Source organism: Psychrobacter sp. NG25, assembly GCF_015234355.1.
In the GTDB taxonomy this organism is placed as follows: domain Bacteria; phylum Pseudomonadota; class Gammaproteobacteria; order Pseudomonadales; family Moraxellaceae; genus Psychrobacter.
This window is the reverse complement of the sequence record NZ_JADGMV010000002.1, coordinates 26,496-43,186: the sequence shown is the minus strand read 5'-3', so window position 1 is coordinate 43,186 and position 16,691 is coordinate 26,496. Positions and strand designations below refer to the sequence as shown.

Sequence of the window (16,691 nt, the reverse complement as noted above, 5' to 3'; positions counted from 1 at the left end):
ATGACAACAATGATACTAGACACATTAGGGAAAATCATAAAAATGGTGACATCAAACCCAATCAAACCATTTAGCCCGCTGAGCTCGGGTAAGGCAATAATGACCCTCGTTGTTGGTGGATCGATAGCGTTAATAACGTTGTCAGGCTGTAGTCAGCATAGAACCGAGAACGCCGCTACTATCGCCAGCCAGCAAACAGCGCCCATGGTGTTTGACGATCAAGCTAGCCGCAATAATGGGGCTTGGGGCGGCGTCTATCTATCAAAAGAAGCGCTGACACGCCCGCCTATGGATATCGTCGACGTCAGTGCTATACCAAAAATGAGTAACGATGCCAACTTACAAAAATGGCTAGCCAAATTTGAAGGCAGTACACAAGGCAAAACTGGGTTTTTCGCTACGGATGGTAAGAAGCTTTATGACGAATCCTGCGCGGGCTGTCATATGCTCAAAGGTGAAGGTGCACAGGGAGCGGGTTACTACCCACCATTGGCCAACAACAGTAAAATGGAGTCTAAATATTACATCATTAGCATCGTTATCAACGGATTGCGCGGTATGCCCTCTTTTCATAGCATGATGGATGATCAGCAGATAGCTGCGGTTACCCAATATGTGCATAGCGATTTAAATAACTATACTGATATAGTGACAACTGACAACGTGTCTCAGCTGCGCCATGACTTTCCACCTGGCTCTGATCCTAGCGAATAAGTATGCTGACGACGGCTAATATATGGTCATTCTCAATCATCAGACGTTAGGCTGCCGCATGATTGTTTAGCGCTCTTTAGAGCAGACCATTTCTATATTAAAACGAAAATACCAGTCTTCTAGAGATATTGATCTTAAACACGCCGCTATCAAAATTGAATGGGCACTCAATTTAATCTTGACTGGCCATTGCTATACCGTTATTGTTTATATTCAGCAATCGTACTTATCAACTGCGAACCGAACGCATCAGCTATCTATTATAAGAAAGGTCAATATAATAAGCGTCAAGCTCTCTCTAGAAATTCATAAAAAGTGTCACGGATAGCCGCTTTGAAATAACTGAGAGACAAGAGGCCTGACCTATAGTTGAGTTCAATTAATTTCGATACAAGAAAACCGAGTGCAAGCTATACATTAATATGGTTAGCGAGGGTGACGATGTAGCGAATTTATGTGGATTTGACTATATATATTTTGAGGTAGTTTGCATGCGTATATATCTATCTACTTACTACGAACGCCTACTTCAAAGGCTATCACACTACATAGCTGCGCCTCGATTACGCTTCAACCTTTTCCTCTTAATGCTTATCCTTATATCTAGCCTATTGACAGGTTGTACGCAACGAGTCTGGAACGAACCCATAGCGGATAAAACCACCACTCGTTACGACTTTGATAATAATTTACCTCAAAACTCAGATGATGTCTTTGTGGTTCTCGCCTTTTCTGGTGGTGGCACACGGGCAGCGGCGCTTAGCTACGGCGTGCTCGAAAAACTGCGTGATACACCCGTGACTATCAATGGCGTCGAGCGTCGACTGCTAGATGAGGTAGATGTCATCTCCTCAGTATCAGGCGGTAGTTACACCGCTGCTTATTACGGCTTGTTTGGTGATGATATCTTTAAGCGGTTTGCGCCAGAGTTTCTATATGAGGACTGGCAGTCTCGGCTGATCAAGCTTGCATTACGCCCAAAAAGCCTAATCGCTATGAGCAGTTCTGAATACAATCGAGGTGATCTGGTAGCGGATAACTTAGACAGCGGTCTGTTTCAGCAAAAGACCTTTGCGGATATGGGTCGGGGTAAACTGCCTTATGTCATCCTCAATGCCAGTGACCTAAATAACGCCATGACGTTCTCCTTCACTCAGCAGCAATTTGATTTTTTATGTTCAGATTTATCGAGCTATCCCGTGGCCAATGCAGTGATGGCTTCTTCGTCTGTGCCTGGCATCTTTGCTCCCATAGCCCTACGTAACTTTTCTGACTGCGCACAGCGAGAGCAACCTTGGGTGGATAAGGCTTTAAATCAAGACGATCATCTACCGCGCAGTTATGCAATCGCCCGTGCATTAGACCGATATTCACAGCCAGATCGCATGCCTGTCCTTCGGTTGGTAGATGGCGGTGTCACCGATAATCTAGGCGTTCGTGGCTCGATGATGAGTCCTGTGACTCAATATGGCGACGTCCCGAATATGGCTGGTGCATTTAGCCCTGACAAATTGCGTCAGGTCAAACAAGTGCTAATCGTCATTGCCAATGCACAAACCTACTCAGAGCATGAGTGGTCAATAGAGAGTAAAGATCCTAGTTTTCTTGATACCATTTCCGCTGCTAGTGAGGTCGCATTAGGTACTTTGAATAACGAGACTGTCTCATCGGCTAAAAAAGAGTTTTTGCAATGGGGTGAGCATGTGAATGCTCAGCGCGACTCAGACTCTCCTCAGGTTGAGGTGCATTTTTCAGTATTAACCTTTGATCAAGTGAAAGATAAAAACGAACGTGCAAAGTTCGATGCAATGCCAACGACTTTTCACTTGCAACCTGAGCAAGTCGATGATTTGCGCTCGCTTGGCAGCAGTCTGCTTGATCAATCTGAAGAATTCCAAAACTTTCGCAATGCCCTTCAGTGATATATAACCAAGTCTTCTAAGCGAAAGAATATAAGCAAGTTAAGCGAAGCGAGCTATTTAAAAATCTCGATTAAGCTTAATTATTAAATTTGAGTGATTACTCAAATTAACTTGAATGCTTGCTTAAGTCCAGTTACTGTAATAGCTACTGATGCTGTTGCTCTAATACTTATAACTGCAAAGCACATATATTTAAAATACTTATATATTAAAAGGAGCTTTTATGCCCTCTAACCTATCTCCCTCAATCATCGTATTTGATGTTAATGAGACATTACTAGATATCGACACCCTCACACCTTTATTTTCTCATCTGTTCGACAACGAAAATATATTAAGAGAATGGTTCGCTCAGTTGGTGCTGTATTCGCAAGTCATGACCTTATCCGGTCTTTATACATCTTTCGGTGAGCTCGGTGTTGGCGCATTACAGATGACAGCTGATATCCATCAAATCACACTCACCGATGATGATATCCAAGAATTCAAAACTCGCATGGGTAATATGCCTGCTCATCCTGACGCTGCGCCTGCATTGACCAAACTACGTGCAGCAGGGTTTAGACTCGTGACATTGACCAATTCAGCGAGTATCACCTCCCCTACACCACTTGAAAAAGCAGGATTGAGTGAATTTTTTGAGCAGTCTTTTAGTGTTGAGACGGTAGAGAAATTCAAGCCTGCACCTGAGACCTATCAAATGGTGGCAAACGAGCTATCGGTGGAGATGTCTGATATGTGCCTAGTAGCTTCTCATCTTTGGGATACGATTGGCGCACAAGCAGTTGGCTGCCAAGGGGCCTTTCTCACACGCCCTTACAACGCTATGTTACCCGCGCCTAATGTCCCAACTCCTAACTTTATAGCGTCAGATCTTATCACACTGGTTGAGCAAATTATCTCAAAAAAGAAAGAATAACTATAAAACCATAAAAAAGGGATATTGGTCATGAATAAATATATAGCAGGAATAATTGCAGGCTTTATCGCTACTATCGTCATGTCTTTACTACTCATGTTCAAAAGCATGATGGGACTAATGCCTGATTTCGATATCATCGCGATGATCGCATCCAAGATGGGTGGTAGTAAAGCCATCGCTTTGGTGGCTCACTTTATGATTGGGTCTATCGGCTACGGTATTGGCATTGCATCAGCATCTGGTAATAATTTACATAGAAACTTCGTCGGGCTCGGTATCGGGATAGGTTTTGTAGGTTGGCTTGTGATGATGGTTGCCGTGATGCCAATAATGGGCAAAGCAATGTTTGGCTTAGATATGCCAAGCGGTTTTATGATACCTATCGCAACCTTAATGCTACATCTCGTCTTTGGCGTGGTATTAGGCAAAGCTTACACCAAGCTCGTTCATAAATAACAAAGCCTATATATAGCAATTCATGTATTAACTGAATTTGAATGTTTCATTATCCGTACAACATATCGCTCATACCTTTTTCAGAAATCTCTGTGTTGCATGAACAAAGGTATCTGCGATATAGTCTTTATTTGAAGTATTTTTTAAATATACAAGGCGAGCTTGCTCATTCATTATAGTAGATACCTCTGCTGATTAAGATGACTACCTGTCGAAGTGTCGAAGTGTCGAAGTAGATAAAATATAATTATTACATCACGTACCAAAAGCCCCACCCTGAAGTCACATTTAATGGACCTAAACGATAACAAGGATGATATATGAAAGTACTTAGAACCCCTGATTCGTGTTTTGCGAACCTATCTGATTACGACTTTGAGCCGAACTACTTAATGGTCGACGATAGCGAAGGGGGTGAACTACGTGTGCATTACCTCGACGAAGGCCCAAAAGATGCCGCTCCAGTATTATTGTTACACGGAGAGCCTTCATGGTCTTATCTATATCGCAAAGTCATCCCAATATTAACTGCCGCTGGTCATCGTGTGATTGCCCCAGACCTTCCTGGTTTTGGACGTTCAGACAAACCTGCGTCTCGTGAAGACTATACCTACCAGCGTCACGTCGACTGGATGCAATCGGTACTTGATCAATTAGATTTGAAGGACATTACCCTGTTTTGTCAAGATTGGGGTGGTCTGATCGGACTTCGTCTTGTAGCCGCACACCCAGATAAATTTACTCGGGTAGCCGCTGGTAATACCATGCTCCCTACAGGCGATCATGATCCAGGGGAAGGCTTTCGCAAATGGCAAAAATTCTCACAAGAAACGCCACTATTCAATGTTGGCGGTGCTATCAAGAGCGGTACTACTACAGAGCTATCACAGGCGGTAATCGACGCTTATGATGCACCGTTTCCTGATGAGTCTTATAAAGAAGGCGCCAGACAGTTCCCTGTACTCGTACCTACGACACCGAATGATCCTGCCTCAGACAAGAACCGTGCGGCTTGGGTTGAACTGAGTAAATGGACAAAGCCGTTCATCACCTTATTCAGCGATTCAGATCCGGTCACTAACGGTGGCGATAAGATAATGCAAAAGCTTATTCCGGGGACCAAAGGTCAAAACCATACGATTATTACCAATGGTGGGCATTTTCTTCAAGAAGATCAGGGCGAAACATTGGGCGAGCTTTTGGTTACGTTCATTAATGACAACCCTGAATAACCTTTTTACTATAGTCAGTTCAATATAATTTGGATACAAGGAAGCCGAGTGAAAGCACTACAAGTAGTAGGCTAAGCGAGACTGACACCGTACCCAATTTATAGAGGATTGACTATAACTGGCAATCTTTTAATAAACATCTGATAGCAAAGCATTAGAAAATACATTAAATGACGTCATCACCATACCATTAGGGCTGGCAATTTTATTAAATTGCCAGCCCTATTAGATTGTTCATCTCTATTGATGGTATATCACACTGAATCAAACTCTCCGTCGAGAACCATCAGCTTAAAACAATCTCTGGCAACTTGGGACAGACACATTATCTCTATCCCCTGCTGCCAGATACGGTCGTTTATTATGCAATTGCTGCTGGCTTACGCAAGTGTTTTATCAGTGCGATGCCAGCTAATATGAGTACTGCAAATAGCAATAGTGCAAATAGCATACACATCATCATGCCACCCATGCCCATACCTTGCATCATGGTTCCGTTCATCATTGATCCATTCATAGCGGTATCGTTCATCATTATATTTCTCCATGGTTCTAAATTTATAGTACTGATATCAAAAATGATGTTAAAGCATTTCATTTTCAATAGGTTGTTTTGTTAATAATAATAGGTATAAGGTGCTCGATATTAATAATTGATAATGATCACACCATACAGGGCTATAGTTGCTGCTGAGCAGACGTAATATCAACATATACTTCTGTTGTGCCATCTTTATTCATCTGCATTACTTGGTACGGCATAAATTTATCTTGTTGCTCCATACCAGGACTGCCCACTGGCATACCTGGTACAGCAAGACCAATGGCTTGGGCGGGCGGGCTCGCTAAGAACTGCGCCATATATTTTGCAGGCACATGACCTTCAAAGACGTAGCCATCTGCGGTAACAGCGGTATGACAAGTACGCATCTGCTGCGGAACATCATAACGATCTTTAAATAAAGACAAGTCTTCAGGGTGTTGAACACTTGCATCCAAACCATGACTTTCTATGTGTTCTATCCAGTCCTCACAACAGCCGCAATCTGGCGTTTTGTAGACAGTGGCTGAAACATTTTTAAGTGATGTAGACGAGTCGGTTACAGGAGTCATGACTGGCTCTATCTCAGCAGCGCTTGTCTGTACTGCTTGCGAGTCAGTAGTGGCAGATTTATCGTTTGATATACTTTGTATATTCTGTGCATCCGTACTTGGTTGGCTACAAGCAAAGAGTAACGATGTCAGCGCCACTAATAAAATATGACTCGATATCTTGCGATGCCTATATGTATAAGTACTACTCTCGTGTCTCATAAGACCGCCTCTAATTTGTTTCGTACCAAGATTAATTTAATATTGAGATATGCTTGTGTTTCAATATGCACCAATCAAGCCGCCATTGATTTGAATGACCACATCAGGGAGTTCTATTGGTTTGATTCGATGCTAATAAAAGTGATAGGACTGGTATTACAGTCCATTAAATCAGCATGGAGCATACACGGTTGATTCTGACTGATAGATGACACCAACATGACAATTTTGTCATGTTGGTGCCTTTGGATTCTAATGCGCGACCGTTTCCTTTAATATGACGTTGAAACCCTATGATTATGTCAGCTGTATGATTTCTATCAAACATATACTGCCACACAGAATTGACGTATCAAAAACTAATATAACTTGAATCCTAAACACCTGATAGCATTAATGGCATCTACCCTATTCATGCCCATGCACTTCAGTTGTGATAAATACGCACATCATACTAAATAGAGAAAATATGAAAGTACTACTGGTTGAAGATGAAATAAAACTCGGTGAATATATTAAAAAAGGATTAACCGAAGCAGGTTTTATTGTAGACCACTATATGACTGGTTTAGATGGTCATCATGCGTTGATGACGGATGATTTCAGCGTGGTAGTCATGGATGTCATGTTGCCAGACATTAGCGGCTTTGAGTTAATCCGCAATTATAGAGCGGCTGGAAACTATACGCCTGTGCTATTTTTGACAGCAAAAGATGATCTGAGCGACAGAATCAAAGGTATTGAGATTGGTGGTGATGACTATCTGACCAAGCCTTTTGCTTTTGCTGAATTGATTGTAAGAATCAAGAGTTTGCTACGCCGTGCTAATCAAGCAGATTATAAAAGCAGCATCATGCAAATCGCAGACTTAAAGATGGATCTCTCCAAGCGCACAGTCAATAGAGGTCACACCACCATAAAACTTACTGCTAAAGAGTTCTCTCTACTGCAGTTATTTTTAGAGCACCATGGCGAGGTATTACCGCGCTCTGTCATTGCCTCTCAAGTCTGGGATATGAACTTTGATAGTGACACCAACGTCATTGATGTTGCCATTCGTCGTTTGCGTCTAAAAATCGATGATGACTTTGATATAAAACTGATTCATACCGTACGAGGTATGGGTTATAAGTTAGATGTACCCGACGATAGCAATGACAACGCTGAGTACGCACACAATGAAGAGTAATATCCACAATCGGCGCTTGCCTTTGTTATGGCGTACTATTTTCTTACTAACGATATTTGTCGTTATCTCTCAAGCCATCATCTATATCTGGGTTCAGCGCTCTGTCAGTAACCATTTCGATCAAATGGATACTGAAATGCTGTCTCATGCCGCCTTCAACCTGCGCAAACGTGTCAATAGCACTGATGAACAAACGACTCTATCTAATGCTTTGACATTATCTTCACCTGCTGATGCGGACCACCTGCATACTTCATGGCTTGATTACGATATAAAAACCCTTATTTTTGATAAAAATGGAAAACTACTATCGAGCGCCCCTAGCGGATTTTCAGCCTTTTTACCCGAAGACTTTCAAGTATTGCCATTATGGGACACCTACCATGAGCAACAGTTTTCATTGGCAATGAACGGTAAAAACTACCATGCCATTATTATTCAAAACAACCAAACATTGGCACTGATTGCCTTACCTATCGATGTCCATCAGCAATACCTATTACACTTCAATCGTCAGTTAAGTATTATTTTAGGGATAATCACACTGCTACTGATATCAGTGGCCGCCATGAGTGTCTACTGGGGTTTTGCACCGTTATCTACCATCGTCCAAAAAATGAAAGGCATTAATCCTGAGCGCTTGGATGAAAGGGTCATCGTTACTGATATGCCTCGAGAGCTACGACCACTGACTGAATCTTACAATCTCATGATGGCAACCCTTGAAAGCAATTTTGAATCGCTGTCTCGCTTTTCGGATAATATCGCGCATGAGCTGCGTACTCCGCTTGCCACGCTTAGCACCCAAACTCAAGTGATGCTCAGCAAAAATAGAAGCTGTAATGAATATGTCGAACAACTGCATCATCAACATGACACCCTCGAGCAACTATCTGCGCTAATCAACAACATGCTACTACTCGCAAAAACCCAAAAAGGGCTGTCTGATTCACAGCTCAATCGTATCGATACCGAGTCAATGATGACCAACCTTATCTCTTATTATGAGCTGGTAGCGGAAGAGCGTAACATTACCTTTCAAAAGACAGGTAACTTCCAAGCCGTATTGGGAGATGAGAGTTTATTGCAGAGATTATTTGCCAATTTGATATCAAATGCCACTTATTATGCAGCGAGTGATAGTAGCATCACTATTGAAGCCTTTTCGACTGGAGATTCGACGATGACGCATACAACTAGGAATGTTCTGCAAAAGGTATCATCACCTGCATTGAAGCAATCTTCTCTAAAAATCGTGATGACCAATCGTTTAGATGAGCCAATGACCCCGCTAGAGGCAGATAAATTATCTGAGCGTTTTTATCGTCATCATAAAACAGACAACAAGCACACAGGAGCGGGCTTAGGGTTATCAATCGTCCAAACGATTGCACAAGCTCATAAAGGTAATGTCAGCGTGACTATTAAAGATGATTATTACTTTCAAGTCAGTGTTGAGCTATTGAGGGCTTAATTTGAGGGAAAGCTTTAGAATTGATATGAAGACCTCTCACTATAGTACCCCACCTCATCTGATATTTTCTAATACAGCCTACAAGTCAGAAATAACTTAAAATAAATAATCAAAGTCGCTCTATATTAGTGCGGTATTGCTCTAAAAAAATACACTTAATTTAAAAATTTGCACCAATCTTGGTCAAAATATATGTATATTGATTCTTTAATCTGATGATAGTCTCGAATGTTATAATTAAATTTGCTAATTATTTGGCAGTTGTCTTCAATTGAGTATGAGAACATAACATGGAACTATTAAAGTCAGCGAACCCCCAAGCTGAAGCAATTGCTGAGTCTATAACCAACGCCATTATGGAGCAACGACTTGTTCCAGGCAGTAAGCTATCAGAATCACGTATGGCTGAAGCATTCAATGTTTCCAGAACTAAAACAAATCAAGCGTTGATGATGCTAGCAGAAAGCGGACTCGTTCAGCAGCTACCCAACCGTGGTTTTTTTGTCAATAGTCCATCTATTACCGAAGCCAAACAAGTATTTGCGCTTCGTAATTTGCTTGAGCCAGAAATAATTCGAGGGGTAATAGCTAACATAAAAGATAACGATATCAAGTTACTGCATGAACATCTTGCCACTGAAAAACAAGCACGTGAATGCTCAGATCGGCGCGCTATTATTCGTCTATCTGGAGAGTTCCATATGTTGTTGGCTGCTATGTGTGGCAACCGTTATATAGAAAAAACAATGGCTGAACTATGCCCTTTGACTTGTCTAATAATAGCTTTATATGATGTCCCCAATACGCCTGCCTGCCCTGAAGATGAGCATCAACACATCGTTTCTGCTATTGAATCAGGAGATAAAAATAAGGCTATTTCATTGATGCAACATCACTTAGGACATATTGAAAAAGCTCTAAACTTAGATAAGTCTAATAGCTCCAAAGAGTTTAAATGGGAGAACATACTTGGATAACTGAGCGCTCAACTAGGCTTATATTTTGTTTTTTAAATTTTAATTGGCACATTTAATGCTTCTGAATATTGTATACAAGATTGCATGCATTTTTGCATGCGATAATTTTACAATTTTTAGCGATGGATATATATCGCTAAGATATATTCAGGAGCTCACAGATGGAACTTATTTATCTCACTGACCAATTTTTGCTTGGTGTACTGTCCCCTTCGTTGAAGCCTACCCTCAAAAAATCAGTAGAAACACCCATCACCAGAATTGCAGACCGAATCGAAGCATTACTAGCTGATTTAGCCAGATCTAAAATCACACATAGCATCTTAAATAATCTAAATCTGAAATATCTTAATATTTCATCTCCTATTGGTATGAGCTCTACAATAGCTAAAGTCATGCTCAAAAATACACGTTTTATACCAACCTGTAGTGGTACCTGCAGCCTCTTTCCTCAGGAGGCAAAATGAATACTCCCTTCGATTTAATCATTCGTAATGCCCGCTGTGCGACAGCAGCAGATACTTTCACAGCTGACATAGGTATACAAGACGGCATTATTACTGCGCTTGGCAATCACTTAAAAGAATCTCTAGAAGAAATAGATGCCAAAGGCGCTTGGGTTACACCAGGTGGTATTGACGGCCATTGTCATTTCGCAGAACCAAGTAAAAACGGTATCGAGATGGCGGATAATTTCCTTTCAGGTCCCCGCTCAGCTGCTTGTGGTGGTACCACCACCGTCATTCCTTTTGCAGTACAACAACGTGGACAAACGCTAAGAGATGCCGTTAATAATTATCATCGTATCGTTGGTAATAACTCATGCATCGATTACGCCTTTCACATGATTCTCACTGATGTTAACGAGAAAGTACTTAAAGAAGAGTTACCTACGCTAACCAAAGAAGGCTATACCTCTTTTAAAATCTATATGACTTATGAAGATATGAAACTATCTGACCGAGACATCATAAATACATTAGCAGCGGCGCGAGATAATGGCGCACTAGTGATGGTTCATGCAGAAAACTCTGACTGTATTGCTTGGCTTACTGAACGTTTATTAGAAGCTGGTCATACCGCTCCGAAATATCACGCTGAGTCACGTCCGATGCTTGTTGAACGAGAGGCTACACATAGAGCAATTACGTTTGCGGAGCTTGTTGATGTACCTATGTTGATAGTACATGTATCAGGTAGAGAAGCAATGGAGCAGATTAGATGGGCACAAAACAAGGGGCTGAAAATATACGCTGAAACTTGTCCACAGTATTTGTTTCTCTCTACAGATGATCTTGGCGGTGAAGATGATTACGAGGCAACCAAATGTATTTGTAGCCCTCCTCCAAGAGATCCAGAAAATCAGCGTTATATATGGGAAGGCTTACAAGCAGATACTTTCTCAATTTTCTCATCAGATCACGCGCCCTTTAGTTATGCAGACCCAAAAGGCAAGAGCGCTCACGGAGACAAACCAGCTTTTAATAAAGTCGCTAATGGCATTCCGGGTGTAGAGACACGGCTACCACTGTTGTTTTCATATGGTGTCATGACAGGCAAAATTAGTATTGAACAGTTTGTCTCTATAACATCGACCAACGTGGCAAAAATGTATGGGCTCTATCCACGCAAAGGTTCGATTGCTATCGGCTCCGATGCAGATTTAGTTATCTGGGATTGCAAAAAGTCTCAAACCATTACTAATAGTAAATTACATCATGCCGTGGACTATACGCCGTATGAAGGGATTGAAGTCGATGCTTGGCCTGCTATAACGTTAAGTCGAGGAAAAGTAGTGTGGCAAAACGGTGAATTCCTTGGAACACCAGGAAATGGTCGCTTTCTACGTTGTGAAAAACCAGAACCTGCTCGTCCCAAAGTGCACTCCACTCCCTTTAAACGAGTGCAACCCTCATGAAAAATAACCACAAACTCATTGAGCAATTAATCAAATCAAGAAGCCTAAATATTCCGCTTACTCTAACATCTGCAATTGAGCTTACACCTGAAAGTGATTTCGAAGCATACCAAGTACAAAAAACTGTTTCCCAAAAACTTGGCTGGTTCGATAGTCAAGGCCCTAAACTGTGGAAATTAGGCGGCCTACTGGGAAATCCGACAGCAGCAGCATTGGATCTATCAATGTTAAAACACCATACCAAGAATGAACCGTTAGCTCTCCATATAGATGAAGCCTGCACTTTTACTGGGCTAGAGTTTGAATTGGCAGTAAAGCTTAAGAGAACTCTGAAGGCAGGCGATAGCTTAGACGATGCTATTTCAGCGATTGGTGAAACGTATTTAGCGCTAGAAATCTGTGATGAACGTGCAGAGCAATGGCAGTTTCTACCAGATTTATTTCGACTCGCCGACCATCAAATGAATCGTAATATTGTACTTTTTGGCTTGCCTATCACAGGATGGCCTAATGAGTTCTCGCATATAACGCCCATCATTCACTTAGGGCAGCAACTCATCAACGAAAAAATCCTGACACATCCACAAGGCCATCCGCTTCAATCGCTTCCTTGGCTTGCCAATCTTAGTCAAACCTTATATGAGCAACCCCTAGAATCCGGAACCATCATATCAACCGGTACATGGGCTGGCATGCAAATCCTATCTGAATCGGCACCATTTAGTGTATCACTGAATGGTTTCCCAAAAATTGAGGCTTTACTGAGCTCTAAATAAATACTTTAGAATTTTTAACAAATTTCAGGAGATGAGTTCAATGACATTACTTACTCAGAAACTACGAAGCACATTTACTTTTGAAGTGATTACAGACAAGCACAAACACGTAGTCCCAGCCCTTCAGTAAAACATCCTACTAGTACAGCTAATGGCTATGGGTAATTTACTCAGTAGTACTTTTCTACCGATAGCACCCGACATAAGAAGGAACTATATATGAGTCAGCATCAATCTACACCAAATACAAACTCGCTAGATGGTATTAATCCCATTCCTCCTAATAGTAGACCTATGACTAAAATGAATTATGCTCTTGTTTTCTGGTCATCGGGGATTATTGTACAAATCATGGTTATTGGTCAGTACCTTTTATACCCTATTGGAGGTTTAAACTTCATACAGGCACTTGTGGCAGGTATTGTAGCGGCTATTGGAGTTGCACTGTTGATGACGTTTCAAGGTCATGCAGGTATGCGCTATGGTATTCCTTTTATCGTTCAGGGTAGAAGCAGCTTTGGAAACAAAGGTACCAAGATAGTTGCAATTTTACGGTGTATACCCGCAATCGCTTGGAACGGTATAGGAACGTGGATAGGTGCACTCGCATTAGAGCAAGTCACAAACACTCTGTTCGGGTTTTCAAATATATGGGTTTATTTCTTTCTTTTAATCATATTACAAAGCTTACTTGCATATCGTGGCATTGAAACCATATCAAAATTTAATGGTGCCATGTCGTTCATCATTTTCGCCATGCTGCTGTACTTCTTTTATGTGGTTTTCTCAACTGGTGACATCGACTTCGCAGCCGCCTCAGCAATTGAAGGCTCGTGGGGACTGCCATGGGTTGCAGGAATGATGGCAGCATTTGCGAACTGGACCACTGTGATTTTGAATGCATCAGATCTCACGCGACAAGTAAATCCTGAAGGTCAATCGATTCTCAAAACCAGTGCTATCGCTAACTTCGTTGGGGTGCTTCCACCTTGGATGTTCATGATAGTGTCTGGTATATTCATAGGTCTCGCAACAGGAAGTAAAGATCCTATTGCTGGTTTAGTCGAACTATCTCCCAATCCAGCCTTCGGTATTGTGTTACTGATTTTTATTATCCTAGCTCAAATCACATCGAATCTTACGTTAAACATCCTACCACCAGCCTTAGCCTTTCAGGATATTATGAAAACCTCTTGGAAAGGTGGCATTATTTGGGTCGCCATTCTATCCGTCGTATCAGCACCTTGGTTTCTTTTCAGTAGTGACTATTTCTTTAAATTTCAAAATGTATATTCGAGTTTTCTTGGTCCAGCAGCCGCGATCATGATTGCAGACTATTTCATAGTTAGAAAAATGAAACTAGACCTTGATAAACTGTATGATAATGAAAGCTATGAGTATAAAGGTGGGTTTAGTCCTGCTGGCATGATGTCACTCGTTGGTGGCGCCATTATATCCTTTGCATTTCTTGACTACTCTTGGTTGGTTGGCTTTCCATTTACTTTTGTACTCTTCCTAGTGCTAAAAAAAATTGGTGTCGATAAAATAGCTGGAAGAAAAAAACTCCAAGCTACTTAAGGACCTATTAGTGAAGCTCCTTACTAATCAAGAAAAACCACCACATCACTCTCCTCTTGCCATGGCTAAAACTTAGTCATGGCTTGCTCGTTATAAGCCATGCATGCTCCTACTAGCATTTTAGCCATAGTGGTAGCTTTGGGTAAGATAAGCTATAAAAGACATCACGATTCACATAGGAAAAGTGGCGAACGAACAGCTTGATATCAATATCTTCTATGGTCACACTATTCCATAATAAACAGGTGCCATTAGTTAGCAACTCTTCTAAATTTTATAAAACCCCTCTACTTATTGCCCATATGCCGTCTGACTCATCTCTCAATGATGGTCTCAATACTCACCAAGCAACATATCATTCGCCAGCTTACTGCTTACTGCTTACTGCTTACTGCTTACTGTCATAACCGCCTACTCTACTCGTATCACAATCCATTAATAATTTAGTCTCTTAATAGAGTAACTAACAAGCTTGTCAGAATGTATCAGACCCTTAAAGGGGAAAACAAAGTGAGGGTCTTGAGTAAGTATCCTCTCTAGAGTATTGCTAACGTGCCTATCACTCGCACAACTCACGTGCATTAGTGTGAATAGTTGAGTATTGGCTAGAAAAAGTCACCTTTCTTTAACTTTCATAAACGTACGTAACACTGCAATCCGTTATGATTTCCTTATTGGATAGAGCGACGTTCTATTTATATTTCTAACCACTCAATAAATACTCATACTTATAATGAGCTTAAAAGGACCTTACTATGAAAAACCTTAACTTGAAAAATATCGCCATCAGCTCACTAATTGCTGTGTCTACTTGCTTTGCAATGGTCGGCACAGCAAATGCCGCACCACAAGTGATCGTTGTCAAAGAAAAACCTAAAGCAACACAAGTAGTAGTCGTTAAAAAAGCCAAGCCTAAAGCGAAAAAAGTGGTAGTTGTTAAAGCAAAACATAAGGCCAAGCAAGTTGTCGTAGCGAAAGCAAAACATCCAACAAAGAAAGTGGTCGTCGTTCGATAGAGCAACTTTATATTCATACCTCTTTAACCACTTAATAAATGCTTATAATGAGCTTAAAAAGGCTTTACCATGAAAAAATTTAACTTGAAAAATATCGCCATCAGCTCACTAATTGCTGTGTCTACTTGCTTTGCTGCGATTGGTCAAGCAAACGCTGCGCCCCAAACAGATACGCATCATTTGACCCAAAAACAAAAAAATTCGATAGAGGCCAAGCAAAAAGCCAAGCACCATACAGAACTTAAAGCCAAAGCTAAACACAAGGCAGAATCAAAGCACCACTCAGATCTGAAATCGAAACAAAAAGCCAAGCATGATGCAGAGCTGCGAGCAAAACAAAAAGCTAAGCAGAAAGACGCGCATCATGACAGCAAAACAAAGCACAAAGATAGTAAGTTCGAACAAGATAGAAAACATGGCTAAGTGAAGATAGCTGTTATTAATGCCTATTTATTATACGACTGTATTAGATTCACGGCTTCGGGTCTACTGATGACAGACCCTAATATTAAGAAGAAAAAACCACTATCTCATCTCCCTCTTGCCATGGCTGAAACTTCGTCATGGCTTGTATAAACAATGGATGCGTCAGCCAATGCTGTAGCCATAATTGCAGCTTCGGATACGGCAAACTATAAAAGACATCACGATCGACATGGGCAAACTGGCGAACGAAAGGCATGATACCAATATCAGCAACAGTCACTTTATCTCCGAGCAGATACGTATTTTCCACCAGCAATGACTCTAATGACTGTAAAAAAACTTCACCCTGTTGTCGATACTCGGTCTGAGTCATTTCGAGATGGCGGTCAGCGTATTTGTAGCGATCTAGCCAATGCTTAAATTCATTGTCGTTTTTGTCAATGAGCATATTGGCTTGATGTAGCACTTTTTCGTCTAATAGTCCTTGCGGGTCTTGCTGCCCAAGCGCCCGCATCATTATCTCTGAGCTTTCTTCAATCACTAACCCATCTGAGAGCTGCAATACTGGCACCGTACCTTTTGGACTAATCGCTAGCATTTGCTCTGGCTTATTCTTTAATGTGATTTCTCGTAGCTCTACTGATAACTCGGCAAATAATAGACCGAGACGAGCACGCATGGCATAAGGACAGCGACGAAAAGAGTACAAGTAAGGCAATGAAGCGTTCATAGATATTTCCATAGTTGAATAGGAATTAAATAATAGGTAAAGAGCAA

Annotated in this window: 17 protein-coding genes; 14 read left to right on the top strand and 3 right to left on the bottom strand. The window is 41.3% G+C overall.

The genetic code is table 11. The annotated features are described in order from the left end of the window. Positions 1 to 42: 42 nt before the first annotated feature. From IPZ60_RS03025 to IPZ60_RS03005, 5 genes are all read left to right on the top strand, one after another. On the top strand, positions 43 to 714 hold the full coding sequence (locus tag IPZ60_RS03025) for a cytochrome c (RefSeq protein WP_194196399.1): 672 nt from the start codon (positions 43 to 45) through the stop codon (positions 712 to 714). A gap of 587 nt (positions 715 to 1,301) precedes the next feature. Further along, positions 1,302 to 2,636, top strand: coding sequence for a patatin-like phospholipase family protein (locus IPZ60_RS03020; protein ID WP_194196398.1), 1,335 nt, complete (start codon positions 1,302 to 1,304; stop codon positions 2,634 to 2,636). A 223-nt stretch (positions 2,637 to 2,859) separates the two neighbouring features. Next, positions 2,860 to 3,555, top strand: a complete 696-nt coding sequence (locus IPZ60_RS03015; RefSeq protein WP_194196397.1) for a haloacid dehalogenase type II — start codon at positions 2,860 to 2,862, stop codon at positions 3,553 to 3,555. Between the two features lie 30 nt (positions 3,556 to 3,585). Then, positions 3,586 to 4,014 (top strand): DUF6789 family protein, encoded by a 429-nt coding sequence (locus tag IPZ60_RS03010; protein WP_194196396.1) that lies wholly within the window; start codon positions 3,586 to 3,588, stop codon positions 4,012 to 4,014. Between the two features lie 320 nt (positions 4,015 to 4,334). Continuing rightward, positions 4,335 to 5,246 (top strand): haloalkane dehalogenase, encoded by a 912-nt coding sequence (locus tag IPZ60_RS03005; protein ID WP_194196395.1) that lies wholly within the window; start codon positions 4,335 to 4,337, stop codon positions 5,244 to 5,246. A 361-nt stretch (positions 5,247 to 5,607) separates the two neighbouring features. On the opposite strand, the gene IPZ60_RS03000 is transcribed toward IPZ60_RS03005, so the two are convergent. Then, entirely contained in the window at positions 5,608 to 5,781 is a 174-nt protein-coding gene (locus IPZ60_RS03000; protein ID WP_194196843.1) for a hypothetical protein, read from the bottom strand. Positions 5,782 to 5,924: 143 nt separating this feature from the next. Continuing rightward, positions 5,925 to 6,560, bottom strand: coding sequence for a DUF411 domain-containing protein (locus IPZ60_RS02995; protein WP_194196394.1), 636 nt, complete (start codon positions 6,558 to 6,560; stop codon positions 5,925 to 5,927). A 469-nt stretch (positions 6,561 to 7,029) separates the two neighbouring features. Between IPZ60_RS02995 and IPZ60_RS02990 the strand changes: the two genes are divergently transcribed. The 9 genes from IPZ60_RS02990 (at position 7,030) to IPZ60_RS02950 (ending at position 15,911) form a co-directional block, all read left to right on the top strand. After that, positions 7,030 to 7,749, top strand: a complete 720-nt coding sequence (locus IPZ60_RS02990) for a heavy metal response regulator transcription factor (protein WP_194196393.1) — start codon at positions 7,030 to 7,032, stop codon at positions 7,747 to 7,749. Next, entirely contained in the window at positions 7,739 to 9,223 is a 1,485-nt protein-coding gene (locus tag IPZ60_RS02985) for a histidine kinase dimerization/phospho-acceptor domain-containing protein (protein ID WP_194196392.1), read from the top strand. Before IPZ60_RS02990 ends, IPZ60_RS02985 begins: the two co-directional genes overlap by 11 nt. Positions 9,224 to 9,513: 290 nt before the next feature. Beyond that, positions 9,514 to 10,200, top strand: coding sequence for a GntR family transcriptional regulator (locus IPZ60_RS02980; RefSeq protein WP_194196391.1), 687 nt, complete (start codon positions 9,514 to 9,516; stop codon positions 10,198 to 10,200). A gap of 161 nt (positions 10,201 to 10,361) precedes the next feature. After that, complete coding sequence (locus IPZ60_RS02975) at positions 10,362 to 10,667, top strand: hypothetical protein (RefSeq protein ID WP_194196390.1); 306 nt, start codon at positions 10,362 to 10,364, stop codon at positions 10,665 to 10,667. Next, positions 10,664 to 12,118, top strand: coding sequence for a dihydropyrimidinase (hydA, locus tag IPZ60_RS02970; RefSeq protein WP_194196389.1), 1,455 nt, complete (start codon positions 10,664 to 10,666; stop codon positions 12,116 to 12,118). Before IPZ60_RS02975 ends, hydA begins: the two co-directional genes overlap by 4 nt. Continuing rightward, positions 12,115 to 12,894, top strand: a complete 780-nt coding sequence (locus IPZ60_RS02965; RefSeq protein WP_194196388.1) for a hypothetical protein — start codon at positions 12,115 to 12,117, stop codon at positions 12,892 to 12,894. Before hydA ends, IPZ60_RS02965 begins: the two co-directional genes overlap by 4 nt. Positions 12,895 to 13,113: 219 nt before the next feature. Continuing rightward, on the top strand, positions 13,114 to 14,472 hold the full coding sequence (locus IPZ60_RS02960) for a cytosine permease (protein ID WP_194196387.1): 1,359 nt from the start codon (positions 13,114 to 13,116) through the stop codon (positions 14,470 to 14,472). 755 nt (positions 14,473 to 15,227) lie between these two features. Further along, positions 15,228 to 15,488, top strand: coding sequence for a hypothetical protein (locus tag IPZ60_RS02955; RefSeq protein ID WP_194196386.1), 261 nt, complete (start codon positions 15,228 to 15,230; stop codon positions 15,486 to 15,488). Between the two features lie 69 nt (positions 15,489 to 15,557). Further along, entirely contained in the window at positions 15,558 to 15,911 is a 354-nt protein-coding gene (locus tag IPZ60_RS02950) for a hypothetical protein (RefSeq protein WP_194196385.1), read from the top strand. 85 nt (positions 15,912 to 15,996) lie between these two features. Here IPZ60_RS02950 and IPZ60_RS02945 read toward each other — a convergent pair whose 3' ends face one another. Beyond that, on the bottom strand, positions 15,997 to 16,644 hold the full coding sequence (locus tag IPZ60_RS02945; RefSeq protein ID WP_194196384.1) for a glutathione S-transferase: 648 nt from the start codon (positions 16,642 to 16,644) through the stop codon (positions 15,997 to 15,999). Between the last annotated feature and the right edge of the window lie 47 nt (positions 16,645 to 16,691).

What these genes read in the sequence shown, in the direction of transcription:
- IPZ60_RS02950 (WP_194196385.1), top strand. Translation starts at nt 15,558, where the DNA reads ATGAAAAAATTTAACTTGAAAAATATCGCCATCAGCTCACTAATTGCT.
- IPZ60_RS02985 (WP_194196392.1), top strand. Translation starts at nt 7,739, where the DNA reads ATGAAGAGTAATATCCACAATCGGCGCTTGCCTTTGTTATGGCGTACT.
- IPZ60_RS03020 (WP_194196398.1), top strand. Translation starts at nt 1,302, where the DNA reads ATGCTTATCCTTATATCTAGCCTATTGACAGGTTGTACGCAACGAGTC.
- IPZ60_RS02965 (WP_194196388.1), top strand. Translation starts at nt 12,115, where the DNA reads ATGAAAAATAACCACAAACTCATTGAGCAATTAATCAAATCAAGAAGC.
- IPZ60_RS02995 (WP_194196394.1), bottom strand. Translation starts at nt 6,560, where the DNA reads ATGAGACACGAGAGTAGTACTTATACATATAGGCATCGCAAGATATCG.
- IPZ60_RS03000 (WP_194196843.1), bottom strand. Translation starts at nt 5,781, where the DNA reads ATGATGAACGATACCGCTATGAATGGATCAATGATGAACGGAACCATG.
- IPZ60_RS02960 (WP_194196387.1), top strand. Translation starts at nt 13,114, where the DNA reads ATGAGTCAGCATCAATCTACACCAAATACAAACTCGCTAGATGGTATT.
- IPZ60_RS03005 (WP_194196395.1), top strand. Translation starts at nt 4,335, where the DNA reads ATGAAAGTACTTAGAACCCCTGATTCGTGTTTTGCGAACCTATCTGAT.
- IPZ60_RS02945 (WP_194196384.1), bottom strand. Translation starts at nt 16,644, where the DNA reads ATGAACGCTTCATTGCCTTACTTGTACTCTTTTCGTCGCTGTCCTTAT.
- IPZ60_RS02955 (WP_194196386.1), top strand. Translation starts at nt 15,228, where the DNA reads ATGAAAAACCTTAACTTGAAAAATATCGCCATCAGCTCACTAATTGCT.
- hydA (WP_194196389.1), top strand. Translation starts at nt 10,664, where the DNA reads ATGAATACTCCCTTCGATTTAATCATTCGTAATGCCCGCTGTGCGACA.
- IPZ60_RS03015 (WP_194196397.1), top strand. Translation starts at nt 2,860, where the DNA reads ATGCCCTCTAACCTATCTCCCTCAATCATCGTATTTGATGTTAATGAG.
- IPZ60_RS03010 (WP_194196396.1), top strand. Translation starts at nt 3,586, where the DNA reads ATGAATAAATATATAGCAGGAATAATTGCAGGCTTTATCGCTACTATC.
- IPZ60_RS03025 (WP_194196399.1), top strand. Translation starts at nt 43, where the DNA reads ATGGTGACATCAAACCCAATCAAACCATTTAGCCCGCTGAGCTCGGGT.
- IPZ60_RS02980 (WP_194196391.1), top strand. Translation starts at nt 9,514, where the DNA reads ATGGAACTATTAAAGTCAGCGAACCCCCAAGCTGAAGCAATTGCTGAG.
- IPZ60_RS02990 (WP_194196393.1), top strand. Translation starts at nt 7,030, where the DNA reads ATGAAAGTACTACTGGTTGAAGATGAAATAAAACTCGGTGAATATATT.
- IPZ60_RS02975 (WP_194196390.1), top strand. Translation starts at nt 10,362, where the DNA reads ATGGAACTTATTTATCTCACTGACCAATTTTTGCTTGGTGTACTGTCC.